18 protein-coding genes are annotated in these 23,439 nt (G+C 54.4%); 11 read left to right on the top strand and 7 right to left on the bottom strand.

The features are described from left to right. Positions 1-41: 41 nt before the first annotated feature. Entirely contained in the window at positions 42-1,247 is a 1,206-nt protein-coding gene (pncB, locus tag WFL93_RS02415) for a nicotinate phosphoribosyltransferase (RefSeq protein ID WP_336777397.1), read from the bottom strand. 253 nt (positions 1,248-1,500) lie between these two features. On the opposite strand from pncB, the gene pepN reads away from it, so the two are divergent. Next, positions 1,501-4,116, top strand: coding sequence for an aminopeptidase N (gene pepN / locus WFL93_RS02410; protein ID WP_336777176.1), 2,616 nt, complete (start codon positions 1,501-1,503; stop codon positions 4,114-4,116). 68 nt (positions 4,117-4,184) lie between these two features. Here the strand turns inward: pepN and ssuB are convergent, their stop codons facing one another. From ssuB to ssuE, 5 genes are read right to left on the bottom strand one after another with little or no spacing between them, the layout of a single operon-like run. Further along, positions 4,185-4,976 (bottom strand): aliphatic sulfonates ABC transporter ATP-binding protein, encoded by a 792-nt coding sequence (gene ssuB, locus WFL93_RS02405; protein WP_049851031.1) that lies wholly within the window; start codon positions 4,974-4,976, stop codon positions 4,185-4,187. Continuing rightward, positions 4,973-5,761: an aliphatic sulfonate ABC transporter permease SsuC gene (gene ssuC / locus WFL93_RS02400; RefSeq protein WP_007887383.1), complete on the bottom strand. Its 789-nt coding sequence runs from the start codon at positions 5,759-5,761 to the stop codon at positions 4,973-4,975. Before ssuC ends, ssuB begins: the two co-directional genes overlap by 4 nt. 11 nt (positions 5,762-5,772) lie before the next feature. Then, entirely contained in the window at positions 5,773-6,918 is a 1,146-nt protein-coding gene (gene ssuD / locus WFL93_RS02395) for an FMNH2-dependent alkanesulfonate monooxygenase (protein WP_336777175.1), read from the bottom strand. 2 nt (positions 6,919-6,920) lie between these two features. Continuing rightward, complete coding sequence (locus WFL93_RS02390) at positions 6,921-7,889, bottom strand: sulfonate ABC transporter substrate-binding protein (protein WP_336777396.1); 969 nt, start codon at positions 7,887-7,889, stop codon at positions 6,921-6,923. A gap of 10 nt (positions 7,890-7,899) precedes the next feature. Continuing rightward, positions 7,900-8,451 carry an NADPH-dependent FMN reductase gene (gene ssuE / locus WFL93_RS02385; protein WP_007887375.1) on the bottom strand — a complete coding sequence of 184 codons (552 nt, stop codon included), beginning with the start codon at positions 8,449-8,451 and terminating at the stop codon, positions 7,900-7,902. A gap of 754 nt (positions 8,452-9,205) precedes the next feature. Between ssuE and WFL93_RS02380 the strand changes: the two genes are divergently transcribed. From WFL93_RS02380 to WFL93_RS02360, 5 genes are all read left to right on the top strand, one after another. Then, entirely contained in the window at positions 9,206-10,033 is an 828-nt protein-coding gene (locus tag WFL93_RS02380; protein ID WP_336777174.1) for a hypothetical protein, read from the top strand. 98 nt (positions 10,034-10,131) lie between these two features. Further along, a complete protein-coding gene (locus WFL93_RS02375; RefSeq protein ID WP_049851034.1) occupies positions 10,132-11,649 on the top strand; it encodes a lipopolysaccharide biosynthesis protein in 1,518 nt (505 codons plus the stop codon). A 2-nt stretch (positions 11,650-11,651) separates the two neighbouring features. After that, positions 11,652-12,653 carry a glycosyltransferase gene (locus WFL93_RS02370; protein WP_336777173.1) on the top strand — a complete coding sequence of 334 codons (1,002 nt, stop codon included), beginning with the start codon at positions 11,652-11,654 and terminating at the stop codon, positions 12,651-12,653. Between the two features lie 119 nt (positions 12,654-12,772). After that, on the top strand, positions 12,773-13,783 hold the full coding sequence (pyrD, locus tag WFL93_RS02365; RefSeq protein ID WP_007887371.1) for a quinone-dependent dihydroorotate dehydrogenase: 1,011 nt from the start codon (positions 12,773-12,775) through the stop codon (positions 13,781-13,783). Between the two features lie 147 nt (positions 13,784-13,930). Next, on the top strand, positions 13,931-14,473 hold the full coding sequence (locus WFL93_RS02360) for a cell division protein ZapC (RefSeq protein ID WP_007887369.1): 543 nt from the start codon (positions 13,931-13,933) through the stop codon (positions 14,471-14,473). A gap of 5 nt (positions 14,474-14,478) precedes the next feature. Here the strand turns inward: WFL93_RS02360 and WFL93_RS02355 are convergent, their stop codons facing one another. After that, positions 14,479-15,588, bottom strand: coding sequence for a YcbX family protein (locus tag WFL93_RS02355; protein WP_336777172.1), 1,110 nt, complete (start codon positions 15,586-15,588; stop codon positions 14,479-14,481). A gap of 105 nt (positions 15,589-15,693) precedes the next feature. On the opposite strand from WFL93_RS02355, the gene rlmKL reads away from it, so the two are divergent. From rlmKL to pqiC, 5 genes are read left to right on the top strand one after another with little or no spacing between them, the layout of a single operon-like run. Further along, a complete protein-coding gene (gene rlmKL / locus WFL93_RS02350; RefSeq protein WP_336777171.1) occupies positions 15,694-17,811 on the top strand; it encodes a bifunctional 23S rRNA (guanine(2069)-N(7))-methyltransferase RlmK/23S rRNA (guanine(2445)-N(2))-methyltransferase RlmL in 2,118 nt (705 codons plus the stop codon). A 5-nt stretch (positions 17,812-17,816) separates the two neighbouring features. Then, the gene (locus WFL93_RS02345) at positions 17,817-19,727 is read left to right on the top strand and encodes an ABC transporter ATP-binding protein (RefSeq protein ID WP_336777170.1); all 1,911 of its coding nucleotides are present in this window, start codon (positions 17,817-17,819) and stop codon (positions 19,725-19,727) included. Between the two features lie 15 nt (positions 19,728-19,742). Further along, positions 19,743-21,026 (top strand): membrane integrity-associated transporter subunit PqiA, encoded by a 1,284-nt coding sequence (gene pqiA, locus WFL93_RS02340; RefSeq protein WP_049851039.1) that lies wholly within the window; start codon positions 19,743-19,745, stop codon positions 21,024-21,026. Continuing rightward, positions 20,998-22,641, top strand: coding sequence for an intermembrane transport protein PqiB (gene pqiB / locus WFL93_RS02335; RefSeq protein WP_049851040.1), 1,644 nt, complete (start codon positions 20,998-21,000; stop codon positions 22,639-22,641). Before pqiA ends, pqiB begins: the two co-directional genes overlap by 29 nt. After that, on the top strand, positions 22,638-23,204 hold the full coding sequence (gene pqiC, locus WFL93_RS02330; RefSeq protein WP_336777169.1) for a membrane integrity-associated transporter subunit PqiC: 567 nt from the start codon (positions 22,638-22,640) through the stop codon (positions 23,202-23,204). The genes pqiB and pqiC overlap by 4 nt, the downstream gene beginning before the upstream one ends. Positions 23,205-23,439: the final 235 nt, after the last annotated feature.

The following is a 23,439-nucleotide window of genomic DNA, read 5'->3' as shown; positions in this document are numbered from 1 at the left end:
TTGTTGACGAGAAGCAGGGTGCAAGCACCCTGTAGTAGGAATCAGCTGGCTCTTTTGACCAGCGGCAGATCGAAGGCTTTGCGCAAGGCACGCACGAAGGCTTTATCCTGGCATATGGTTTTGCCAGGGCTATCAGAAAGTTTTGCCACCGGTTTGCCATTGCAGCTCACCAGTTTGATCACGATATTCAGTGGCGTAACGCCGGGAATATCGCAGGACAAACGCGTACCTATGCCGAATACCACGTTGGCGCGTTGACCAAAATGACGATAGAGCGCCAGCGCTTTGTCCAGATTGAGGTTATCTGAGAACACCAGCGTTTTGCTTTTCGGGTCGATATCCAGACGCTGATAGTGCGCAATGGCTTTCTCGCCCCATTCCACCGGATCGCCGGAATCGTGACGCAAACCCTGATAACGATGGGCGAAGCCTGGCCCAAAGTCGCGCAGGAAGGCGTCCATCGTGATGCAGTCCGTGAGTGCGATGCCTAACTGATCATCGTACTCATCCAGCCACGATTGCAGCGCGGCGCGTTGGCTATTCGCCAGCACCGGGCTAATCTGCTGATGCGCCTGGAACCATTCATGCGCCTGAGTACCCACCGGATTAAGCTGCAGACGGCGCGCCAAATCGTAGTTACTGGTGCCAACCAACCACGGGAATTCGGCTTTTAGCGTGCTGACAATCGCTTCCTGCACCGCTTTGGAGTAGCGGCGACGCGTGCCGAAATCCATCAGTTGGAAGCGCGACATATCCAAATCACCCACCTGCTGACGGAACGCCACCAGCTTGTCATGCAAGTGCGCTACCGCCTGGTCCACACCCATCTGCGGCGTGCGATGACGATGCACGACTTCACTGATCAACGCCAGCAACGGCACTTCCCACAGAATCACTTCACGCCACGGACCATGAATCTGAATCGTCAGATGGCCATTGTCGTTGCGGACATTTACCTGTGATGGATCGAGGCGGAACTGGCGCAGCCAGTTGAGGTAATCGGTTTGAAAGAAGGGTAGCCCGCTAAGGTAGTGATACTCATCGTCACTAAGGGCAAGCGTTTGCAGGGTTTCAATTTGTGCGCGGATCTCGTCCGCATAAATACCCAGCAGTTCATCGCCACGGCAGCGAAATTCCGCCGTAACCGGGACATCATAATAGCGATGATAGACGGCCTGCTGCATATGAAGCTTGTACGCATCGGTATCAAGCAGCGTGGTCAAAATCGGGGAAGCATGTCCAGTCATGGTGCGTTTCAGCATCCTCTTCCGCGGAGCAGAGCCCGGTGTTCAACAAAGTCATAAAGACGCAGGAGTATAAAACAGTAATGACCGCGATCACACCATAATTGCGGGTGGCAGGTCGAGGGTCATTTGTGCCATTGTTAATGAATTGTAGCCTTTTCAACGAAGGTACGCATTGTGCGTGGCAACGAAGGCACAACCCGCTTAGACTTTGACGGGTCAACATATTAACGATTAAAAGATGCGAGAAGGACTTATGACGCAACAGCCGCAAATTAAATATCGCCACGATTACCGTGCGCCGGATTACACCATTACCGACATCGACCTGACGTTTGATCTGGATGCCGCCTCGACGCGCGTTACGGCGGTCAGTCAGGTCAAGCGACTGGGTGCTGCGGATGCGGAGCTGCGCCTTGATGGTGAAGACCTCACGCTGGTGTCGCTGGCGGTGGATGGCAATCCATGGTCGCATTATCGCGAAGAAGAGGGCGCGTTGTTCATTAGCCAGGTGCCGGACAACTTTACCCTGACCATCATTAATGACATCCATCCGGATAAAAACACCGCGCTGGAAGGGTTATATCAATCTGGCGAAGCGCTTTGTACCCAATGTGAAGCCGAAGGTTTCCGCCACATCACCTGGTATCTCGACCGCCCGGATGTGCTGGCGCGCTTTACCACCACCATTATTGCCGATGCCGCACGCTATCCTTATTTACTCTCGAACGGCAACAAGCTGGAGAGCGGGCGCCATGAAGATGGCCGTCATTGGGTGAAGTGGCAAGATCCCTTCCCGAAACCCTGTTACCTGTTTGCGCTGGTGGCCGGTGATTTCGACGTGCTACGTGACAGTTTCACCACCCGCTCAGGCCGCGATGTGGCGCTGGAGATCTTTGTCGACCGCGGCAATCTGGATCGCGCCGATTGGGCGATGACCTCGCTGAAAGCCAGCATGAAGTGGGATGAAGAGCGCTTCAACCTCGAGTATGACCTCGACATTTTTATGATCGTTGCGGTGGATTTCTTCAATATGGGCGCGATGGAGAACAAAGGTCTCAACGTCTTCAACTCCAAATATGTGCTGGCGAAAGCCGAAACGGCCACCGACAAAGATTATCTCGGCATTGAAGCGGTTATTGGACATGAGTATTTCCACAACTGGACGGGTAACCGCGTCACCTGCCGCGACTGGTTCCAGCTCAGCCTGAAAGAGGGCCTGACGGTGTTCCGCGATCAGGAGTTCAGTTCAGACCTCGGTTCACGTGCGGTCAACCGCATTGATAATGTGCGCGTGATGCGTGGTGCGCAGTTTGCCGAAGATGCCAGCCCAATGGCGCATCCGATCCGTCCGGATCAGGTAATCGAGATGAACAACTTCTACACCTTGACGGTATACGAGAAAGGTTCGGAAGTGATCCGCATGATGCACACTTTGCTCGGCGAAGAGAATTTCCAGAAGGGCATGCAGCTCTATTTCGAGCGCCACGATGGCAGCGCCGCCACCTGTGATGATTTTGTGCAGGCGATGGAAGATGCCTCCAACGTTGATCTTTCTCAGTTCCGCCGCTGGTACAGCCAGGCGGGCACGCCGATCCTGACGGTGCGCGATGACTACAATCCTGAGCTTGAGCAGTACACGCTGCATGTCACCCAGCGTACGCCGGCCACCGCCGAGCAGAAAGAGAAACTGCCGCTACACATTCCGCTGGATATCGAACTGTACGATAACGAAGGCAACGTGATCCCGCTGCAGCACAACGGACATCCGGTGCATCACGTGCTGAACGTCACCGAAGAGTTCCAGACTTTTATTTTCGACAAAGTCTATTTCCAGCCGGTGCCCTCACTGCTGCGTGAATTCTCCGCGCCGGTGAAGCTCGACTATAAATGGAGCGATGCGCAGCTCACCTTCCTGATGCGTCACGCGCGCAACGATTTCGCTCGCTGGGATGCGGCACAGAGTTTGCTGGCCACTTATATTCGTCTGAATGTGGCGCGCCATCAGCAGGGGCAGCCGCTGTCGCTGCCGCTGCATGTCGCCGATGCATTCCGCGCGGTGCTGCTGGATGAGCAGGGCGATCCGGCGCTGAAAGCGTTGATTCTGTCGCTGCCCTCTGAGAATGAAATTGCGGAACTGTTTGATGTCATCGATCCGCTGGCGATCTCGGCGGTGCGCGATGCGCTGGTACGTACGCTGGCTAAAGAGTTGAGTGATGAATTCTTTGCCCTCTATCTGGCCAACCAAAGCAGCGAATACAAAATTGAGCATGCAGAAATTGGCAAGCGCACGCTGAAAAACGTCTGCCTTGGCTATCTGGCGTTTGCCGATGCGATACAAGCAGACAAGCTGGTGCAGGCGCAATATCAGCAGGCGAACAACATGACCGACGCGTTAGCGGCACTGGCCGCGGCCGTAGCGGCGAATCTGCCGTGCCGCGATACCTTGTTAGCCGCATACGACGAGCGCTGGCATCAGGATGGTTTGGTGATGGATAAATGGTTTGTGCTGCAAGCCACCAGCCCGGCGGCGGATGTGCTGAGCAAGGTGCGCGAACTGCTGCATCACCGATCATTCACCATGGGCAACCCGAACCGTATTCGTTCGCTGATTGGGGCATTTGCTTCTGCTAATCCGGCGGCATTCCACGCCAAAGATGGCAGCGGCTATCAGTTCCTGGTGGAGATGTTGACCGATCTCAATACGCGTAACCCGCAGGTGGCCGCGCGGATGATCGAGCCGTTGATTCGTCTGAAACGTTACGATGCTGACCGTCAGGCGTTGATGCGCAAGGCGCTGGAGACGTTGAAAGGGTTGGATAAGCTGTCTGGCGATCTGTACGAGAAGATCACTAAAGCATTGAACGCGTAATCATAGTGGTCGCCATAAATGGCGACCCTACGCGTATTTCACAGGGTGCGCATTTATGCGCACCTTTTTTAACTCTGCTGTGCAAACTTCAGCGGCTGCTCCGATGAACCTCGCTTCATCACGCGATCCAGCACTTCGGCCTCCAGTTCCGCCAGACGCGCAGATCCGCGACGGCGCGGACGCGGCAAATCGACCAGCAAATCCAGCCCAATCTGTCCCTCCTCAATCAGCAGTACGCGATCGGCGATCGCCACCGCTTCGCTAACATCGTGCGTCACCAGCAGCACGGTGAAGTTATGCTGCTGCCATAGCGACTCAATCAATCCCTGCATTTCAATACGCGTTAATGCATCCAACGCACCCAGCGGTTCGTCGAGCAGCAGCAAACCGGGACGGTGAATCAGCGCACGCGCCAGCGCCACGCGCTGTTTCTGCCCGCCGGACAAGGCTGCGGGCCACTCATTGGCGCGGTCGGCCAAACCAACGGCATCCAGCGCTTCTAGTGCGGCGGCACGCCATTCGCGGCCTTTCAGTCCCAGTCCAACGTTATCAATCACCTTTTTCCACGGCAGCAGGCGTGAATCCTGGAACATCAGCCGCGTGTCTTCACGTGCTTGCGATAACGGCGCATTTCCGGCCAGTAAGGCACCGCGCGTGGTGGATTCCAGGCCAGCTAACAGGCGCAGCAGGGTACTTTTGCCACAGCCGCTGCGGCCAACAACTGCAACAAACTGTCCGGACGGAATGTGCAGATCAATATTGTTCAGGATGGTGCGATCGCCATATTGCTTGCTGACGCCCTTTACGCCAACCGGTGTACCGCGATTCAGGCGCGCCGGATTTAGGGTTGCGTTGCTCATGCGTTCTCCTTCAATTGATAGGCCGGATGCCAGCGCAGCCAGACGCGCTCCAGCAGTTGTGCCGCGACGTCAGCCAGTTTGCCGAGCAGGGCATAGAGAATGATGGCCACCACCACCACATCGGTTTGCAGGAATTCACGGGCGTTCATTGCCAGATAACCAATGCCGGAGTTAGCGGAAATGGTCTCGGCGACAATCAAGGTCAGCCACATCAGGCCGAGAGCAAAACGCACGCCGACCATAATGGACGGCAGCGCACCCGGCAAAATCACCTGAATGAATAAGCTCCAGCCGGATAAACCATAGCTGCGCGCCATCTCCACCAGACCACGATCAATGTTACGAATACCGTGATAAGTGTTGAGATAAATCGGGAACAGAGTACCCAGCGCCACGAGGAAAATCTTGGCGGATTCGTCAATACCGAACCACAAAATCACCAGCGGAATCAGTGCCAGATGCGGTACGTTACGCAGCATCTGCACCGAGGTATCCAGCAAGCGTTCACCCACGCGTGAAGTGCCGGTAATCAAACCCAGAATCAAACCAATCGAACCGCCAATGGAGAAGCCGATAGCGGCGCGCCAGCTGCTGATCGCCAGGTTCTGCCACAGTTCACCGCTTACCGTCAGCTTCCAGAAGGTGATGAGGATATTTTCCGGTGACGGCAGAATGCGCGTCGACAGCCAGCCCACCTGCGATGCAAGTTGCCACACCGCAATCAGCACCACCGGCAAAACCCAGGGCAGTACCGCATTCGTCAACCTGGTTTTAACGTTCGCCATCATCTGCTCCTTTAGCTCTGCGACACTTTTTGTGGCGTGAAATCATTGGCTACCGCTTCCCCATGCGCTTGCACCACGCGTGGTTGCGGGACGTCCGGAATGGCCAGATCGAGGTGCGGGAACAGCAGCTCACCCACGCGATACGCCTCTTCCAGATGCGGATAACCGGAGAGAATAAAGGTCTCGATGCCGAGATCGCTGTACTCCCGCATGCGCGCCGCCACGGTTGGACCATCGCCCACCAGTGCGGTGCCGGCGCCACCACGAACTAAACCTACGCCAGCCCACAGATTCGGGCTGATCTCCAGCTTGTCGCGGCGGCCACCGTGCAGCGCGGCCATACGTTGCTGACCGACCGAATCAGTGCGTGCAAACGCCGCCTGCGCTTTGGCAATGGTGGCATCGTCGAGATGGGCAATCAGGCGATCTGCTGCCTGCCACGCTTCTTCATTGGTTTCACGCACAATGACGTGCAGACGAATACCGAAGCGAACGGTGCGACCTTGTGCCGCCGCTTTGGCCCGCACCTGCTCAATCTTCTCTTTTACTAAGGCTGGCGGTTCGCCCCAGGTGAGATAAACATCGACCTGCTCGGCGGCCAGATCCTGGGCCGCATCCGACGATCCCCCAAACCACAGCGGTGGACGCGGCTGCTGCACCGGTTTAAACATCAGGCGCGCACCGCGCACCTTCACGTGCTTGCCATCGTAATCGACGGTTTCGCCTTCGGTGACCCGACGCCAGACGCGGGTAAACTCAGCGGACTCTTCATAGCGTTCACGGTGATCAAGGAACACGCCATCGCCGGCGAGCTCTTCCGGATCGCCGCCGGTGACCAGATTAAACAGCGCACGACCATTCGACAGACGATCGAGCGTGGCCGCCTGACGCGCAGCCTGAGTTGGTGATATCACGCCCGGACGCAGCGCGACCAGGAAGCGCAGGCGCTGCGTGACCGGAATTAAAGATGCCGCTACCAGCCAGGCATCTTCACAGGAGCGACCAGTGGGAATCAGCACGCCGCCGAAACCGAGGCGATCCGCCGCCTGCGCAATCTGTTGTAGGTAGCCGTGATCAACCGGGCGCGAGCCTTCCGCCGTGCCGAGATAGTGACCATCGCCGTGAGTCGGGAGAAACCAGAATACGGATACGCTCATGATTAATTTCCTTTAGGCTGGGCGGATTGTGGCTGCCAGATGCGATCGGCGATATTCACTTTTACCGGCATCAGATGATTGGCATAAAACAGATCGGCCGTTTGCTGTTGGGCCTGCGCGGTATGGGCGCTGACCGGCGTAATGGTGGTCGGTGGACGATGGTCGAGATAGCTGGCAATCACCGGCTTCGGTAAGCCCATCGCCTGCGCCAGCAGATCGATACTCTGGTCGCGCTGGCTGTGGGTTAATGCATCGGCATCGCTGAAGGTGTTTAGCACCTGCTGCACGAATGCGCCGTTAGCCTCGGTGTATTTGCGCGTGGCTAGATAGAAGGAACCGGTTTGATTGAGCTTGCTGCCATCGACCAGCACACGCACGTTGCCCTGCAGCAGGGCGGCAGAGTAGTAAGGATCCCAAATCGCCCAGGCATCCACGTCACCTTGCTGGAAAGCCGCGCGCGCATCGGCGGGGGTTAAATAGGTGGGTTGAATGTCTTTAAAACTCAGTCCGGCTTGTTCCAGGGCGCGCAGCAGAAGATTGTGCGAGCTGGAGCCTTTCTGGAACGCCACCTTATGGCCTTTCAGATCGGCTACGCTGTGAATCGGGCTCTCTTTCGGCACCAGAATCACTTCCGCCTGCGGTTTTGGTGGTTCAGATCCGACATACAACAGATCGGCGCCAGCAGCCTGGGCAAACAGTGGCGGGATATCGCCGGTGCTACCCAAATCAATACTGTCGACGTTGAGCGCTTCCAGCATTTGCGGCCCAGCCGGGAATTCCACCCACTTTATCTGCGTGTGGGGAAAGCGCTGCTCCAGCAGCTTATGGCTTTTCGCCAACACCATGCTGACCGAACCCTTTTGATAACCAATGCGTAGCTGTTCCGGTGCATTAGCGGCCTGGGCTGTAACGCTTAAAGCCAGTAGTCCCGCTACAGCGGGGAGCAGCAAGCCCGTCAATATCCGTTTCATCATGCTTCCTTTATACCGCTTGTGCGTAGGGTTGATGGCGACGATGCAGCGCGTGCCAGAAGGTATCCAGCGCCTCATCAATGCGTTGCGACAGCAGCGGATCTAACAGCGGCTGGCGATCGTAATCGGTAATCTGGCCGTCAGTGGCGAATACGCCGTGCAATACTTCCTGCGCTTTCAGCGCGTTGAGCACCGGCTTCAGCGCATAATCGACCGCCAGCAGGTGTGATGAACTTCCGCCGCTCGCCAGTGGCAGGACCACTTTGTGTTCCAGTGCGCGCTCGGGCAGCAGATCAAGCAAGGTTTTCAACGCACCGGAAAACGAGGCTTTATAGATAGGAGTGGCGACGATTAATCCATCTGCCAGCGCCAAATCAGCTTTCAGAGCGGCTAACGCGGGGGAGTCGAAGCGTGCATACAGCAGATCTTCCGGCTGGAAGTTGTGAATATTCCATGGAATGACGTCAACACCGCGTGCCTCCAGCGCGTGCTGGCACAGGCTGAGTAGTGCAGTAGAGCGTGAAGGGAAGCGAGGGCTGCCCGCCAGCGTAATAACCCGCATAGTCACTCCTTATAACTGAAAGTTATTGATTATCTAATATTCAGAACCGATCTGTTCAATACTGTCAGAGCGGGGGGCGAGGCTTAAATGATTTATCTGGTAATCCTAAGTCGTAAAATGGGATAGCCAGAGACATATAAAGGAAGACGAATACAGGCCGGTTAGCATGCTTAGGGTTAATCCGAAAAGCCGGGAAAAAACGGCGTAGTTATATTAACCAGCACAGCGTGTTTATCTCGGTTAATGGTTAAACACATTGATGAAAGGGTTTAATAGAGGCGTTAACGCGGATACAGATTTGCACAGATGGCAACATGATACCGCGCTGGCGGACACTGGCATTGAATCACAAGAAGAAAAATGCCGATTCAATCTTATTCTACCCATCTGGAATCGGAATTAGCTTAGGAGGAGCCTACTATTTCCTATTAATGAATGGTTTTTATTTAAGCGGGTGGTTGCGAAAAAGCCTACAAAGATTAATTACAAGACGGTTCTTATCTCTAGTAGCAAAACTTATTGTTACTTTTTGCCCGGCGATTTACTTTTTACTCAAGTTATATTGAACAATTATGAGCTTCATAAACGCAACGTAAAAGGTCGACGATGGAATTAAATCTCTCAGCCTGTTTATAATTGGTTGAGCTAATTTCCGCTAGAACTCAATAACGATACTGCGCTTATTTAATTAACAGCCACCTTTTGTGGCGTGTAATGCCGTTGTGGCAAACCAATTTTCCCCAGGGAGATGAATATGGAAAGAGCATCACGTGCTCAGGAATTTACTGAGCAGCAGGCTGCGCCTGTCACGTTTAATCGCCTCACGCCATCCAGTAAAATTGCAGAGGAGTTGGTGTGTTATTGGCTACAGGCTGATGCTGCGTCAGCCCATTTTACCTCTTCGCTGTTGCCCACCTTTCCGCACAGTACACCGTCCGACGATGATTTTCTGCTGTTCAGTGCAGAGCGCGGTGCCTTGCCCGCCAGCCTGCTACAGGATGTCGCGAAACTCAGCGATCAACGGCCTGAGCTAAACTGTTTCATTGTCTCTCTGGCAAAGCGCGAGCTGGCTGCCGGCTTGCATTCGTCTACCCAGCTGTTTCAGCAACTCCATGAGCAGCGCTGGTGGCAACAAGGCGCCTTTGCTGTGGTCTTGCGCGCGGGCCTGGCCCGGAGCGGTGCGCCACTAAACCGGATTCAGGATGTGATGCTGGCGGGATTACTCCATACCCAAACCGCATGGGTGCTCGACTACGCCAGTGAAACGGCGCTTGCAGCGAACGTAAATGCCTCTCAGCCCTTCACTTATCAGCAATTTATTACTGATTATGAAAAACTCACACGTTTGTCACACTTTATTCCGGAGCGAAACCGCTACCGTGAAATTTATTTACGCAGCGGTTTATTACAATTAGTCCAGCAGGAGTTGAGTAGCGCAGATAAATTCTCAGATAATATCCGTCATGCGTTGACTTACTTTGCAGATAATTTTCCAGTGCAGGGTGCAATGGAAAAACTTATGTTGAAACAACCTGACATCTATTTCTCTATTATGAAAATGAGAAAAAGGCTGGGCGCTTAGCGCCAACTTTAATTTTAAGAATAACTCCGGTGTGCGCGTGAATGCTTTTATGTCACGCTTAAGGCCACTGAGATAAATCCCCAGATGCCAAAACACCTATGTCTATAAAACGTAACGCGATTGCCAACTACGTTGGCCAGATCTATCTGACGCTGTCAGGTATTTTGGTTGTACCCCTTTATATTCAACACTTAGGAATGGAAGCCTATGGATTAGTCGGCTTCTTTTCGATCTTATTAACCTGGCTGCAATTACTGGATGCCGGTGTTTCCACGACCTTAATGCGCGAAGCGGCGCGCTACCGGGCTAACCAGGCGGAATTTGTCTGGTTTCCTGCGCTGTTTGCCACCCTCACCAAATTCTTCCTGTTCTCGACCATCGTGCTGGTGGTGTTGGGCTGGCTGGCAACGCCATGGATAGCGACCCACTGGCTGGATGCAAAGCATCTTCCGTCAGGTGATGTGGTGATTGCGGTGGCAATCATGGTGATCACTGCTGCAATCCGCTGGCGCACCAGTCCTTATCGCAGTGTGATTGTCGGCTTTGAGCATCAGGTATGGCTGAACGGCGTTAACCTGATCATCACCACGTTGCGTACCTTCGGTGCGGTGCTGGTCATTCAGTTCTTCTCTAATCCGGTATTGGCCTTCTTTGTCTGGCAACTGCTGGTGTCGATTGCCGAGGCGGCCTGCTGCATTTACAAATCCTGCCAGCTGATCCCCCGAGCGGCACGCAAAGAGAAGCGCGGCGATCTCAAAGAGGTGCTTAAACCCTTCATTCGTTTTGCCCTCAGCGCGGCATTTTCCAGCGCGGTGTGGACCTTTATTTCGCAAATCGACCGTTTGGTCCTGTCCAAGACGCTGCCGTTGAGCGAATACGGTTCATTCACCGTGGTAGCAACCGCGGCTACCGGGATTCTGCTGCTGAGTAGTCCGATTATGCAGGCCATTGTGCCGCGCATGACCGGCATGAAAACGCGTAAAGAGGGCGATGCGGAGTCGCTGAAGCTCTATCGCTACACCACGCAAGCGGTAGCGATCTTCATGGCGCCGCTCAGCATTACCATTGCCTGCTATGCCGGGCCGCTACTGTGGGCGTGGACGCAGAAGAGCCAGATTGTTGATGAGATGTCGTTTGTCCTCAGCCTGTACGCGTTGGGGAGCGGTATTCAGGCAATCTGTGGCTTGCTCTATCACCTGCAGTACATCAACGGCAATCTCAAGCTGCATATGAAAGGGTTCACCTGCTTTGCCGTGCTGCTGGTGCCGCTCAATATCTGGTGCGCTATTCACTATGGCGCGTTGGGCACCGGTTGGCTGTGGCTGGGCCAGAACATTTTCTATCTGGTGGGTTGGGCGTGGCTGGTGCATCGCCGCTTCGCACCAGGCATTCATTTCACCTGGTTAACCCGCGACGTGATGCTGATTTGGGCGGTTTCTGCGGCAATTGCCTGGCTGAGTACCTTGTTGCCTATCGAGTGGAATCAAAATCGCTGGATCAACCTGCTGTGGCTGGCGGTGATAGGTGCCTTCAATCTCGGCGTGTGCTGCTTACTGCATAGCGTAGTGTTGAAGCGCCTCAGAATTCCGTTGTTTAACGTTGAGGAAAGAGGATGAGCATGATGTCATCTCACCGTATCCCTACGGTTTCGGTCATCATTCCGAACTGGAATTGCGCGCCCTGGCTGCCAGAGGCGATGAGTTCACTGCTGCGTCAGTCATCGCCGCCGGAACAGATCATTGTTATCGACGATGGCTCCAGTGATAACAGCGTTGCCTGGTTAACGGAATTTGCTGAGCAGCACCCGCAGGTGGTACTGCTCAGCGGCGAACGCGGTGGCGTCAGTGCGGCACGCATGAAAGGGCTGTCTGTCGCCACCGGCGATTTCGTTTACTTTATGGATGCGGACGATTTTGTCTCCACCGATCTGTTCGCCGATTTCCGCCGCGTACAGGCGCGCCATGACGATATCGATCTGTTCTGTTTCGGCGCGAAGATGTTTTTTGATCTGCCTGCGGCACAGCGGCACTATCAAACCATTCATCAGCGTCATGTTAGCGGGCTGTTGCCCGGCGGCAGCACCAGCTTGCGTACCTTGATGCAGCATCAATCGGCACATCGCGTGGTGTGGAGCAGCATTATTTCCCGCCGGTTGATTGATCAGCTGGCGCTACAGTTTCTGCCGATCCAAAACCATGAAGATGCACCATACATGTTTGCGCTCTATCTGCAGGCGCGCAACATCTACTGCACCAGCCAAAGCTACTACTACAAACGCTTTATGCTGACATCGCTGTCGCAGAGCACCCGCGATTTTTCCTATGTGAAAAACTACTTTATTGCGCGCGCCAGTAGCGAGCAGTTCTTACGCGATCATCAACTGGCGGTCGATGCAACGCTGCTGGATAGCTATTACCAAACGGTGATGCAAAGCTGTTTAGCGCAAATTCGCAAAAATCATATGGTGATTCCCACAGATTGGCAGCCGCAGGTGAATCAGCTGGTGCGCAATGTGTTGCAGCACAGCGCGCGTCTAAAACTGATGTGGTACTGCCCAACGATTTACAGTGGGCTACAGGTGTGTCGCGAGCAGCTTGGACGCTATTCTGCCCGGCGCTGATACCGATCAATTAGTGATGCAGTAGAACAATTTACTTTTGCGCCAGAGCACCTTACCATTCTGGCGCACAAATTCCCGTGCACCCCGACTTCCCTGATATCCGTCTTTGAGGAGAGTGCATGTTATATCCTATCGTCCGGCCGGCGCTGTTTAAGCTTGATCCTGAGCGTGCGCACGAACTCACCTTTCAACAACTGCGTTTTATCAGCGGTACGCCGCTGGAAGGGCTGATTCGCCAGTCGCTGCCTTCACGTCCGGTTACCTGTATGGGATTGACGTTCCCGAACGCACTCGGTTTAGCCGCCGGTCTCGATAAAAATGCGGAGTGCATTGACGCCTTCGGTGCAATGGGCTTTGGTTTTGTTGAAGTCGGAACTGTGACGCCACTTGCCCAGCCGGGCAACGACAAACCGCGCATGTTCCGTCTGGTGGCGGCGGAAGGGATTATTAACCGCATGGGCTTTAATAATCACGGTGTTGATCATCTGATTGCGAACGTTAAAAAGTCGCGCTTTAAAGGCATTCTCGGTATCAATATTGGTAAAAATAAAGATACGCCGGTCGAAAAAGGCAAAGACGATTATCTCATCTGCATGGAAAAGGTGTATGCCCACGCCGGTTATATTGCCATCAATATCTCCTCGCCGAACACGCCAGGATTACGCACGCTGCAATATGGCGAAGCGCTGGACGATCTTCTTTCCGCCATCAAATTAAAGCAAAAAGAGCTGCAAGAACGGCACCTTAAATATGTGCCAGTGGCGGTTAAGATCGCACCGGATCTTTCAGAAGAAGAATTGATTCAGGTGGCGAACAGTTTGGTGCGCCATGAAATTGACGGAGTGATTGCGACGAATACCACGCTCGATCGTTCGCTGGTAACCGGCCTTAAATATGCCGACGAGGCGGGCGGATTAAGTGGCCGTCCGGTGCAGTCGCGCAGCACCGAAGTGATTCGCCGCCTGGCGCAAGAGCTTCAGGGACGCTTACCTATTATTGGCGTAGGTGGCATTGATTCGCTGGTATCTGCGCGTGAAAAAATCGCCGCGGGTGCAACATTAGTGCAGATATACTCCGGATTTATTTATAAAGGCCCGGGTTTAATTAAAGATATCGTGACTCACCTCTAAGACATTTCCCACTTTACTGCGCCGAGGGGTTTATTTATCCCTTCGGCTCGTTTATATTTTGTCCTGCTGGTGCATTTTCAGCCTTTTCTCAGATTTATTTTTTTAATTAAGCGCCATTTAGCGCAGCGATAAACCACAGGGCAGATCATGAAAATCAAACCTGATGACAACTGGCGTTGGTATTTCGACGCCGAGCATGACCGCATGATGCTGGATTTAGCGGATGGTATGTTATTTCGCTCGCGCTTTTCGCGTAAAATGCTCACGCCCGATGCCTTTAATGTCAGCGGTTTTTGCGTTGATGACGCCGCGCTCTATTTTACTTTTGAGGAGCGCTGCCGCCAAAGTGGATTAAAGGGCGATCAGCGCGCTGAATTAGTTTTAAACGCCTTAGTCGCGAGCCGTTTTCTCAAACCGTTAATGCCTAAGAGCTGGCATTTCACCAATCATGCGCACAGCTGGCAGCCAGCCGCGGGTGAGATGGTTGCCGTGACGCTGGCCGATAGCGGTGAACAAGCACAGCTGTTTGTGGTTGAAAGCGGTGAGAATGCGGCGCTGTGCTTAGTCGCGCAAAACGCGCTAACCGTGGCAGGTAAAGGTATGCAGTTGGGTGATGCGATTAAGATCATGAACGATCGTTTACGTCCGCAGCAGCAGGAGCAAACCGCCCACTTTGCGCGGGCGGTATAATCGGCTTAGGCCAGTTCGATATCGCCTGCGGGAATACAGCTGCAGCTCAGGATAGTGCCATCTGCGCGCACCGCGCTTTTCTTTAATGCCTTCACTTCGCCCGCCACCAGCTTTACTTTGCAACTGCCGCAAATGCCGGCACGACACGAGTAGGGAATGCGAAATCCCTGCATCTCTAACTGCTCCAGCAACACTTGCTGATTGTCGCCGCTAAAGGCGGTGCCCTGATAATCAATGGTCACTTCGCTGTGGCTGCTGGTGGTCGGTGCCAGGGTTTCAACGACCGCACCGGCACCATACGCGCGCGGCGTTTGCTTCTCTATAATGGTCACCGCATCGCCGACGCGAATAATACCGCTATTCAGCGCGATCAAATTCAGGCCGAAATCGATATCACCGCTGCCATCCTGCGCACTGCGAAAACGCTGTAAAGTGCTGAGCGGCTCGCCCTCAGGATGTTTACGGCCGCTTTCGGTGCCCACGGTAGTAAACACGCAGCGACTGCACGGCTTCGGCATCTCAAAAACGATTTCGCCAATCTGCAGACGTTTCCAGCTGTCCTCTTCCCACGCGGCTGCGCCGCTCACCACCAGATTGGGGCGAAACTGCTCGACGCGCACGCTGGCCGGGCAACGCTGCTGCAGATCCTGCAACGAGGCCATATTCACCAGCAGGAACGGAAAACCATCGGCAAAACTCAGCGGCACGTGATCAAAGCGCTTTACGCGACGCGTGGGTTCCACGCCGGTCCAGCGCAGTTGTACCGGACGCGGGAAGAATGCGCTCAGCCAGCTGTTGATCTCTTCGGGAGCGATACGCGCGGTAAAATGGTTGCCCCATACTTCGGTTGGCGCCTGCTCAGTGGTGAAGTCGGCAAAGCGGATCAGCGCTTGTGTTCCATCGGGCGCCTGCAAAAACAGGCCGTCCGGCAGCAGCGCCGGCGTAAAGCGCACCATCTCCGGATACTGACGTGCCGTAATAAAGGTGCCGTCCAGCTCGGTCACCATAAAGATGCGATCAAAACCCAGACCGCTCTCCAGCACCTGCGCATGCGACAGCTGCAGGCCGCGCATCGATTTAACGGGATGGATAAAAAGGCGAGATAACGTGATCATGGCGTTCCCGATAAAGGTATTTGTCAAAAAGAAGCTAACTTTATGACATAGCACGCTGATTCGCTATAATGCGCAGCAATTTAAGCAAGAGTAAAAAGTGACGATATGAATTCTCTGTTTGCCAGTACGGCGCGTGGGCTCGAAGAGCTGTTGAAAAGTGAGCTAGACGCGCTGGGTGCGCAGGATTTGCAGGTGGTGCAGGGCGGCGTCCACTTTCAGGCCGACGACCATGTAATGTACCAAAGCCTGCTGTGGAGCCGTCTGGCTTCACGCATTTTGCTGCCGCTGGGAGAATTTGGCGTCTGGAGCGATCTCGATCTTTACGTGGGCGCGCAAAGCATTCCCTGGACCGAGATGTTCGATAGCAACACCAGTTTTGCCATCCACTTTAGCGGCACTAACGAAGTGATCCGCAACAGCCAGTTCGGTGCACTGCGTATTAAAGACGCCATCGTCGACAGCTTCACCCGCCAGAACCTGGAGCGTCCGAATGTCGATCGTGAACAGCCGGGCATCCGTATCAATGCGTGGTTGAATAAAGATCGCGTCAGCATCGCCCTGGATCTGAGCGGTGATTCTCTGCATCAGCGCGGCTATCGCCAGCAAACCGGCGCCGCGCCGCTAAAAGAGACCTTGGCCGCGGCGATTGTGATGCGTTCCGGCTGGCAGAGCAGCACGCCACTGGTCGATCCAATGTGTGGTTCCGGTACGCTGCTGCTGGAAGCTGCGTTGATCGCCTGCGATCGCGCACCTGGCCTGCTGCGAACCCATTGGGGCTTTAATCGCTGGAAGAAACACAACCAGGCGGTTTGGCAGGAAGTACACGCGCAAGCGAAGGAGCGCGCACGCGTCGGTACCGCCGCGGCGACCGCCCGTTTCTTTGGCTATGATAACGACAGCCGCGTGCTGGAATCTGCGCGCGCGAACGCCCGTCGTGCAGGCGTGTTCGAGCTGTTCACCTTTGCGCAGCAGGATGTCATCAAGCTGAAAAATCCGCTGGCTGGACAGGAGATTACCGGCACGGTATTGAGCAACCCGCCGTACGGTGAGCGTCTGGAAAGTGAGCCGGCACTGATTGCGCTGCACAGCCAGCTCGGTCGTATCATGAAGCAGAATTTTGGCGGCTGGAATCTGTCACTGTTCAGCGCATCGCCAGAGCTATTAAGCTGTCTGCAACTGCGTGCCGATCGCCAGTTTAAAGCCAAAAACGGGCCGCTGGAGTGCGTACAGAAAAACTACCAGCTGGCCGCGACCAGCGCCGAAGGCGGCGCGCAGATTGCCGAAGATTTTGCTAACCGTCTGCGTAAGAATCTTAAGAAGCTGGATAAGTGGGCGCGTCAGTCAAATATCGACTGCTATCGTCTGTACGATGCCGACCTGCCTGAATACAACGTGGCAGTTGATCGCTACGCTGATTGGGTGGTGATCCAGGAATACGCGCCCCCGAAAACCGTGGACGCCAACAAAGCGCGTCAGCGTCTGTTTGATGTGATCAGCGCCACGCTGAGCGTGCTGGAGATCCCGGCAAACCGTCTGGTGATGAAAACGCGTGAACGTCAGAAAGGCAAAAGTCAGTATCAAAAGCTGGGCGAGAAGGGCGATTTCTTTGAAGTGCAGGAATTTGATGCCCGCCTACTGGTGAATCTCACCGATTATCTGGATACTGGCCTGTTCCTCGATCACCGTATTGCGCGTCAAATGCTCGGCAAAATGAGCGCAGGTAAAGATTTCCTTAATCTGTTTGCTTACACCGGCACCGCCAGCGTGCACGCCGGTCTGGGCGGAGCGAAAACCACCACCACCGTGGATATGTCGCGCACCTATCTGGAGTGGGCTGAGCGCAACCTGCGTCTAAACGGGTTGACCGGACGTCAGCACCGCCTGATGCACGCGGACTGTTTGAGCTGGCTGCGCGAGAGTGACGAACAGTTCGATTTGATCTTTATCGATCCGCCGACGTTCTCTAACTCTAAGCGTATGGAAGACGATTTCGACGTGCAGCGCGATCACATGATGCTAATGCAGAACCTAAAACGTCTGCTACGTCGCGGTGGCACCATTATGTTCTCCAACAATAAGCGCGGCTTCAAAATGGATCTCGACGGTTTAGCTCGTCTTGGTCTGCAGGCGCAGGAAATTACCCAAAAAACGCTGTCGCAGGATTTCGCGCGCAACCGTCAAATTCACAACTGCTGGCTGGTTAGCCACGCCGGTAAGGAATAAGTTTTATGTCACTGATCAGTATCCATGGCGCTTACCTCTCATTCAGCGATGCGCCGCTGTTGGATAACACCGAACTGCATATCGAAGAGGGCGAACGCGTCTGTCTGGTTGGCCGTAACGGCGCCGGTAAATCGACGCTGATGAAAATCATCAACGGTGAACAACCGCTGGATGACGGCCGCATCATTTATGAGCAGGATTTGGTGGTAGCGCGTCTGCAACAGGATCCGCCACGCAACATCACCGGTTCTGTCTACGACTTCGTTGCCGAAGGCGTAGCCGAGCAGGCTGAACATCTCAAGGCTTATCACGCTATTTCCCATCTGGTGATGGAAGATCCGAGCGAGAAGAACCTGAACGAGATGGGTCGTCTGCAGACCATTCTGGATCACCAGAACCTGTGGCAGCTGGATAGCCGCATCAACGATGTGCTGCTGCAGATTGGCCTCGATGCCGATACGGAGTTGTCTTCACTCTCCGGCGGCTGGCTGCGTAAAGCGGCATTGGGACGCGCGTTGGTGAGCAACCCGCGTGTGCTGATGCTTGACGAACCGACTAACCACCTCGATATCGAAACCATCGACTGGCTGGAAACTTTCCTCAAGACCTTTAGCGGCAGCATTGTCTTCATTTCGCATGACCGTTCGTTTATCCGCAACATGGCGACGCGCATTGTCGATCTCGACCGCGGCAAGCTGGTTTCCTGGCCGGGCAATTACGATCTGTTCCTGACCGGCAAAGAAGAAGCGTTGCGCGTGGAAGAGATGCAGAACGCAGAATTCGACCGCAAGCTGGCACAGGAAGAAGTGTGGATTCGCCAGGGCATCAAAGCGCGCCGTACGCGTAACGAAGGCCGCGTACGTGCTCTGAAAGCGCTGCGTAACGAACGTTCTGCGCGTCGCGAAGTGATGGGCAAGGCCAACATGCAGGTCGGCGAAGCGGCACGCTCGGGCAAAATTGTGTTTGAGATGGAAGATGTCAATTACAGCGTGGGTGGCAAAACCCTGGTGAAAGACTTCTCAACTCAGGTGCAGCGCGGCGACAAAATCGCCCTGATTGGCCCGAACGGATGCGGTAAAACGACCTTGCTGCGTTTGATGCTGGATCAGCTAGAAGCCGACAGCGGCCGCGTGCATTGTGGCACCAAGCTGGAAATTGCTTACTTCGATCAGCATCGCGCTGAGTTGGATCCGGATCGTACCGTGATGGATAACCTCGCCGAAGGTAAGCAGGAAGTGATGGTAAACGGTAAGCCGCGCCACGTGCTCGGCTATCTGCAGGACTTCCTGTTCCACCCGAAACGTGCCATGACGCCGGTGCGTGCGCTGTCCGGCGGTGAGCGTAACCGCCTGCTGCTGGCGCGTCTGTTCCTTAAGCCAAGCAACCTGCTGATCCTCGATGAACCGACCAACGACCTCGACGTCGAAACGTTGGAGCTGCTGGAAGAGCTGGTGGATGGTTATCAGGGTACCGTGATGCTGGTGAGCCACGATCGTCAATTCGTTGACAACACCGTGACGGAGTGCTGGATTTTTGAAGGCAACGGCGAGATCGGCACCTTTGTCGGCGGCTATCACGATGCACAGCAGCAGCGTGCGGCTTATAAACAAGGTAAAGCCTCTCAGGCGAAATCCGCTGCACCGGTGAAAACCGCAGAGAAAAGTGAAGCCACCAAACGTCCCGCCAGCAAGCTAAGCTATAACCTGGCACGTGAACTGGAACAGCTGCCGCAAAAGCTGGAACAACTGGAAACACGTATCGGTGAATTACAGGCCAAAATGAGCCATCCGGACTTCTTCAGTCAGCCACATGATGAAACCCAGCCGGTATTGGATGCGTTAGCGCAGACCGAACAGGAGCTGGAAGTGGCGTTTGAACGTTGGGAAGAGCTGGAAGCGCTGAAAAACGGCGCGTAATCGGAAGGAGTCAGCATGTGTGCAGCGGATCAGGCGCATCAGTGGAGTCTTTGTCCACAGTGTGATTTAACAGTAAAGCTGCCCGCTGTCCCGGTCGGCAGCCGTGCGCGTTGCCCGCGTTGTCACACCACGCTGCTGGCCAACTGGCAGGAGCCGCGTCGACGTCCGACCGGCTACGCCATTTCGGCGTTATTTATGCTGGTGCTGGCCAATCTGTTTCCTTTCATCAATATGCACGTCGCGGGTTTGAGCAGCCAGATATCGCTGCTCGAAATCCCGCAAGTCATGGATCGCGAAGACTATCGTAGCCTCGCGACCCTGTTTCTGCTGTTTGTGCAAGGCATCCCCGCCTTCTGCATGATCACCATTATCCTGCTGGTCAACAACGTCCGCATGCCGCATAACCTGCGGTTGGGTTTAGCGCGCATTCTATTTCAGCTGCGTAGCTGGGGCATGGCCGAAATTTTTATGGCGGGCGTGCTGGTCAGTTTCGTGAAGCTGATGGCTTACGGTGAGATTGGTCTCGGCAGCAGTTTCTGGCCGTGGTGTCTGTTTTGCGTGCTGCATTTGCGCGCGTTTCAGTGTGTCGATCGTCGCTGGGTATGGCAGCGCATTGATCCGATGCCGCCGTTGCCCAAGGTTCCGCAGGCTGGAATCAGCGGCCTTAAGCAAGGTTTGCGCAGCTGTCCTTGCTGTACTGCCATTCTGCCGGCTGCCCAACTTGCTTGCCCACGTTGTGGGGTAAAAGCGCATGCACGCCGCAAGCACAGTTTGCAATGGACGCTGGCGCTGTTGATCACCTCGGTGATGCTCTACATTCCCTCCAATATCATGCCGATCATGGTGACCGAAACGCTCGGTTCGCAATATCCTTCGAACATTATGGCCGGGGTGATTTTGCTGTGGAGCGATGGATCATGGCCGGTGGCTTTGGTGATTTTCATCGCCAGTATTATGGTGCCATCGCTGAAAATGCTGGCGATTGCCTGGCTGTGCTGGCACGGCAGCGGACGCGGTGGGCGCGATGATGAAAAGATGCACGTGGTTTATGAGGTGGTTGAATTCGTTGGCCGCTGGTCAATGATTGATGTGTTTGTAATCGCCGTTCTCTCCGCATTGGTGCGGATGGGAAGGTTGATGAGTGTGTATCCTGCGCCGGGCGCGTTACTGTTTGCCATGGTGGTGATTCTTACCATGTTTGCAGCAATGACCTTTGATCCGCGCCTGCTGTGGGATCGACAACGGGAAACTGAACGTAAGGAGCCGCGTCTTGACGGACAACCATCACGAGACTGCTAAGGTCGACCAGATTAAACGCTGGTCACCGGTGTGGATTGTACCCATCGTTACGCTGTTAATCGGCGGATGGATTCTTTTTTATCACTTTAGCCATCAAGGCCCGGAAGTGACGCTGATTACTGAAAATGCCGAAGGCATTGAAGCCGGTAAAACGACCATCAAAAGCCGCAGCGTAGACGTTGGGGTGGTGGAGAGTGCGGTGCTTACCGATGATCTTCACCATGTGGAAATTACGGCACGCCTGAACTCCGGCATGGAGAAGTTGTTGCAGGGAGACAGCGCTTTCTGGGTGGTAAAACCTCAGATCGGACGCGAGGGCGTTACCGGTCTTGGTACGCTACTTTCGGGCGCCTACATTGAGCTGCAGCCAGGCTCTAAAGGCGTTAAACCAGAGCGTTACCAACTGCTGGATGCTCCGCCGCTGGCACCCCCTGATGCAAAAGGTATTCGCGTCACGCTCGACAGTAAAAAAGCCGGTCAGCTTAATGCGGGCGATCCGGTGCTGTTCCGCGGTTATCGCGTCGGTACGGTAGAAGCCAGTAACTTTGATACCGATAAACGCATGATGACCTATCAACTGTTTGTCGCCGCGCCTTACGATCGCCTAATTACCACTAACGTACGTTTTTGGAAAGACAGCGGCATTGCCGTGGATATGTCGGCTTCCGGTATGCGGGTGGAAATGGGATCGCTCACCACGCTGTTTAGCGGAGGCGTCAGCTTCGATGTGCCGGACGGCGCTGAACTGGGTCGAGCTGCGGAGAACAAAGCGGAATATCATCTGTTCGACGATCAACGCAGCATCCAGGATTCGCTGTATACCAATCACACCGATTTCCTGCTGTTCTTCACCGATTCGATTCGTGGCCTGCAGGTTGGCGCGCCGGTTGAGTTCCGCGGCATTCGTCTGGGTACCGTCTCGCAAGTTCCGTATATGATTCCTGGCGTCAATCAGGCGCTTAATAACGACTATCGCGTGCCGGTGTTAATTCGCATTGAACCCGACCGCTTTGTTAATCGTCTGGGTGGAGATTTCAATCTTGAGCAGCATCTGCAGGAAGGTAAAAAACGCGGTCTGCGTGCCACGCTGAAGACTGGTAGCCTGTTGTCGGGCGCGCTGTTTATCGATCTCGATTTCTACGATAACGCGCCGGCTTATAAAGGTCCGAACGAAGTTGCCGGATTGGAAGTGATTCCAACCGTCAGCGGTGGCCTGGCGCAGATTCAGCAGAAACTGATGGCGGCACTGGATAAGATCAACGGCCTGCCACTCAATCCTGTGCTGAATGAAGCGACCGGAACCTTGAAAGAGAGCCAGCGTACCCTGCAGCAACTGCAAAAAACATTGGATAACCTCAATCAAGTCACGGCGAATCCAGCAATGAAAACCTTGCCTTCAGACATGCAGCAAACCCTGCGCGAACTGAATCGCAGCATGAAAGGGCTGCAACCGGGATCGCCGGCTTACAGCAAGCTGGTGGGCGATATGCAGCGGCTGGATCAGGTGCTACGTGAATTGCAGCCGGTGCTGAAAACGCTGAATAGCAAAAGTAATGCGCTGGTGTTTGAAGCCAAACCGGGCCAGGATCCACAGCCAAAGAGGGCGAAACAGTGAAAAAAGGGCTAATTATCGGTGCGTTGCTGCTGTTAGCAGGGTGCAGCAGCACCATTGAAAACACCTATTATCAGCTGCCTGCGGGCAGCAATGTGGCGCGCGTTGAGAGTGCTGGAGGAACTGGCCAACCCATGATTTGGGTCGAGCAGGTAACGGTGCCGGATTATATGGCGGGTAACGGTTTGGTTTATCAGACCAGCGATGTGAAATACGTGATTGCTGCCAATAACCTCTGGGCCAGTCCGCTCGACCAACAGCTGCAGCAAACGCTGATCAGTAATCTCAGCAAAGCGCTGCCCGGCCGACTGGTCGCCGGTTCGCCGCTTGGCGAAACTCACGACACGCTTTCAGTCAACGTTACTGGTTTCCAGGGACGTTATGATGGACAAGTGGTGGTGAGTGGTGAGTGGTTGTTGCAGCATCAAGGGCGCCTAATCAAACATGGCTTTAATCTGACACTGCCGCAAACTGAAGATGGCTATGATGCGCTGGTGCGCACTTTGGCTCTCGGTTGGCAGCAAGCAGCGCAACAAATTGCGAATAGTGTCGTTTCGCTAAATTAAGATTTGTTCGAAGCTTATGCTAAGTCCTTGATTTGCTGTAGTGTGATCGCAGTCAAATCAGGGGCTTTTTTTATTGGCTAATCAGCCAGATATACAATCAACTGACAATTCCAGATGTCGAATTGACGTCAAATTCATGACATTGGCGTGAATTTTGCGCATTGACCTTTCTTCTGCATCGGGTTAGAACATTACTGTGGTTGAACATTATATCGCCACTCTTTCTTTCCACCCA

The sequence above is a fragment of the Pantoea sp. USHLN256 genome, from assembly GCF_037149875.1.
GTDB classification, from domain to species: Bacteria; Pseudomonadota; Gammaproteobacteria; order Enterobacterales; family Enterobacteriaceae; genus Pantoea; species Pantoea nemavictus.
This window is presented reverse-complemented; position numbering and strand designations above follow the sequence as displayed.

Excerpts from the sequence above, each read along its gene's own strand:
- ssuE (WP_007887375.1), bottom strand. The coding sequence starts at position 8,451 with ATGCGGGTTATTACGCTGGCGGGCAGCCCTCGCTTCCCTTCACGCTCT.
- WFL93_RS02380 (WP_336777174.1), top strand. The coding sequence starts at position 9,206 with ATGGAAAGAGCATCACGTGCTCAGGAATTTACTGAGCAGCAGGCTGCG.
- ssuC (WP_007887383.1), bottom strand. The coding sequence starts at position 5,761 with ATGGCGAACGTTAAAACCAGGTTGACGAATGCGGTACTGCCCTGGGTT.
- pyrD (WP_007887371.1), top strand. The coding sequence starts at position 12,773 with ATGTTATATCCTATCGTCCGGCCGGCGCTGTTTAAGCTTGATCCTGAG.
- WFL93_RS02390 (WP_336777396.1), bottom strand. The coding sequence starts at position 7,889 with ATGAAACGGATATTGACGGGCTTGCTGCTCCCCGCTGTAGCGGGACTA.
- WFL93_RS02360 (WP_007887369.1), top strand. The coding sequence starts at position 13,931 with ATGAAAATCAAACCTGATGACAACTGGCGTTGGTATTTCGACGCCGAG.
- pqiA (WP_049851039.1), top strand. The coding sequence starts at position 19,743 with ATGTGTGCAGCGGATCAGGCGCATCAGTGGAGTCTTTGTCCACAGTGT.
- pepN (WP_336777176.1), top strand. The coding sequence starts at position 1,501 with ATGACGCAACAGCCGCAAATTAAATATCGCCACGATTACCGTGCGCCG.
- rlmKL (WP_336777171.1), top strand. The coding sequence starts at position 15,694 with ATGAATTCTCTGTTTGCCAGTACGGCGCGTGGGCTCGAAGAGCTGTTG.
- ssuB (WP_049851031.1), bottom strand. The coding sequence starts at position 4,976 with ATGAGCAACGCAACCCTAAATCCGGCGCGCCTGAATCGCGGTACACCG.
- WFL93_RS02375 (WP_049851034.1), top strand. The coding sequence starts at position 10,132 with ATGTCTATAAAACGTAACGCGATTGCCAACTACGTTGGCCAGATCTAT.
- WFL93_RS02370 (WP_336777173.1), top strand. The coding sequence starts at position 11,652 with ATGATGTCATCTCACCGTATCCCTACGGTTTCGGTCATCATTCCGAAC.
- pncB (WP_336777397.1), bottom strand. The coding sequence starts at position 1,247 with ATGACTGGACATGCTTCCCCGATTTTGACCACGCTGCTTGATACCGAT.
- ssuD (WP_336777175.1), bottom strand. The coding sequence starts at position 6,918 with ATGAGCGTATCCGTATTCTGGTTTCTCCCGACTCACGGCGATGGTCAC.
- WFL93_RS02345 (WP_336777170.1), top strand. The coding sequence starts at position 17,817 with ATGTCACTGATCAGTATCCATGGCGCTTACCTCTCATTCAGCGATGCG.
- WFL93_RS02355 (WP_336777172.1), bottom strand. The coding sequence starts at position 15,588 with ATGATCACGTTATCTCGCCTTTTTATCCATCCCGTTAAATCGATGCGC.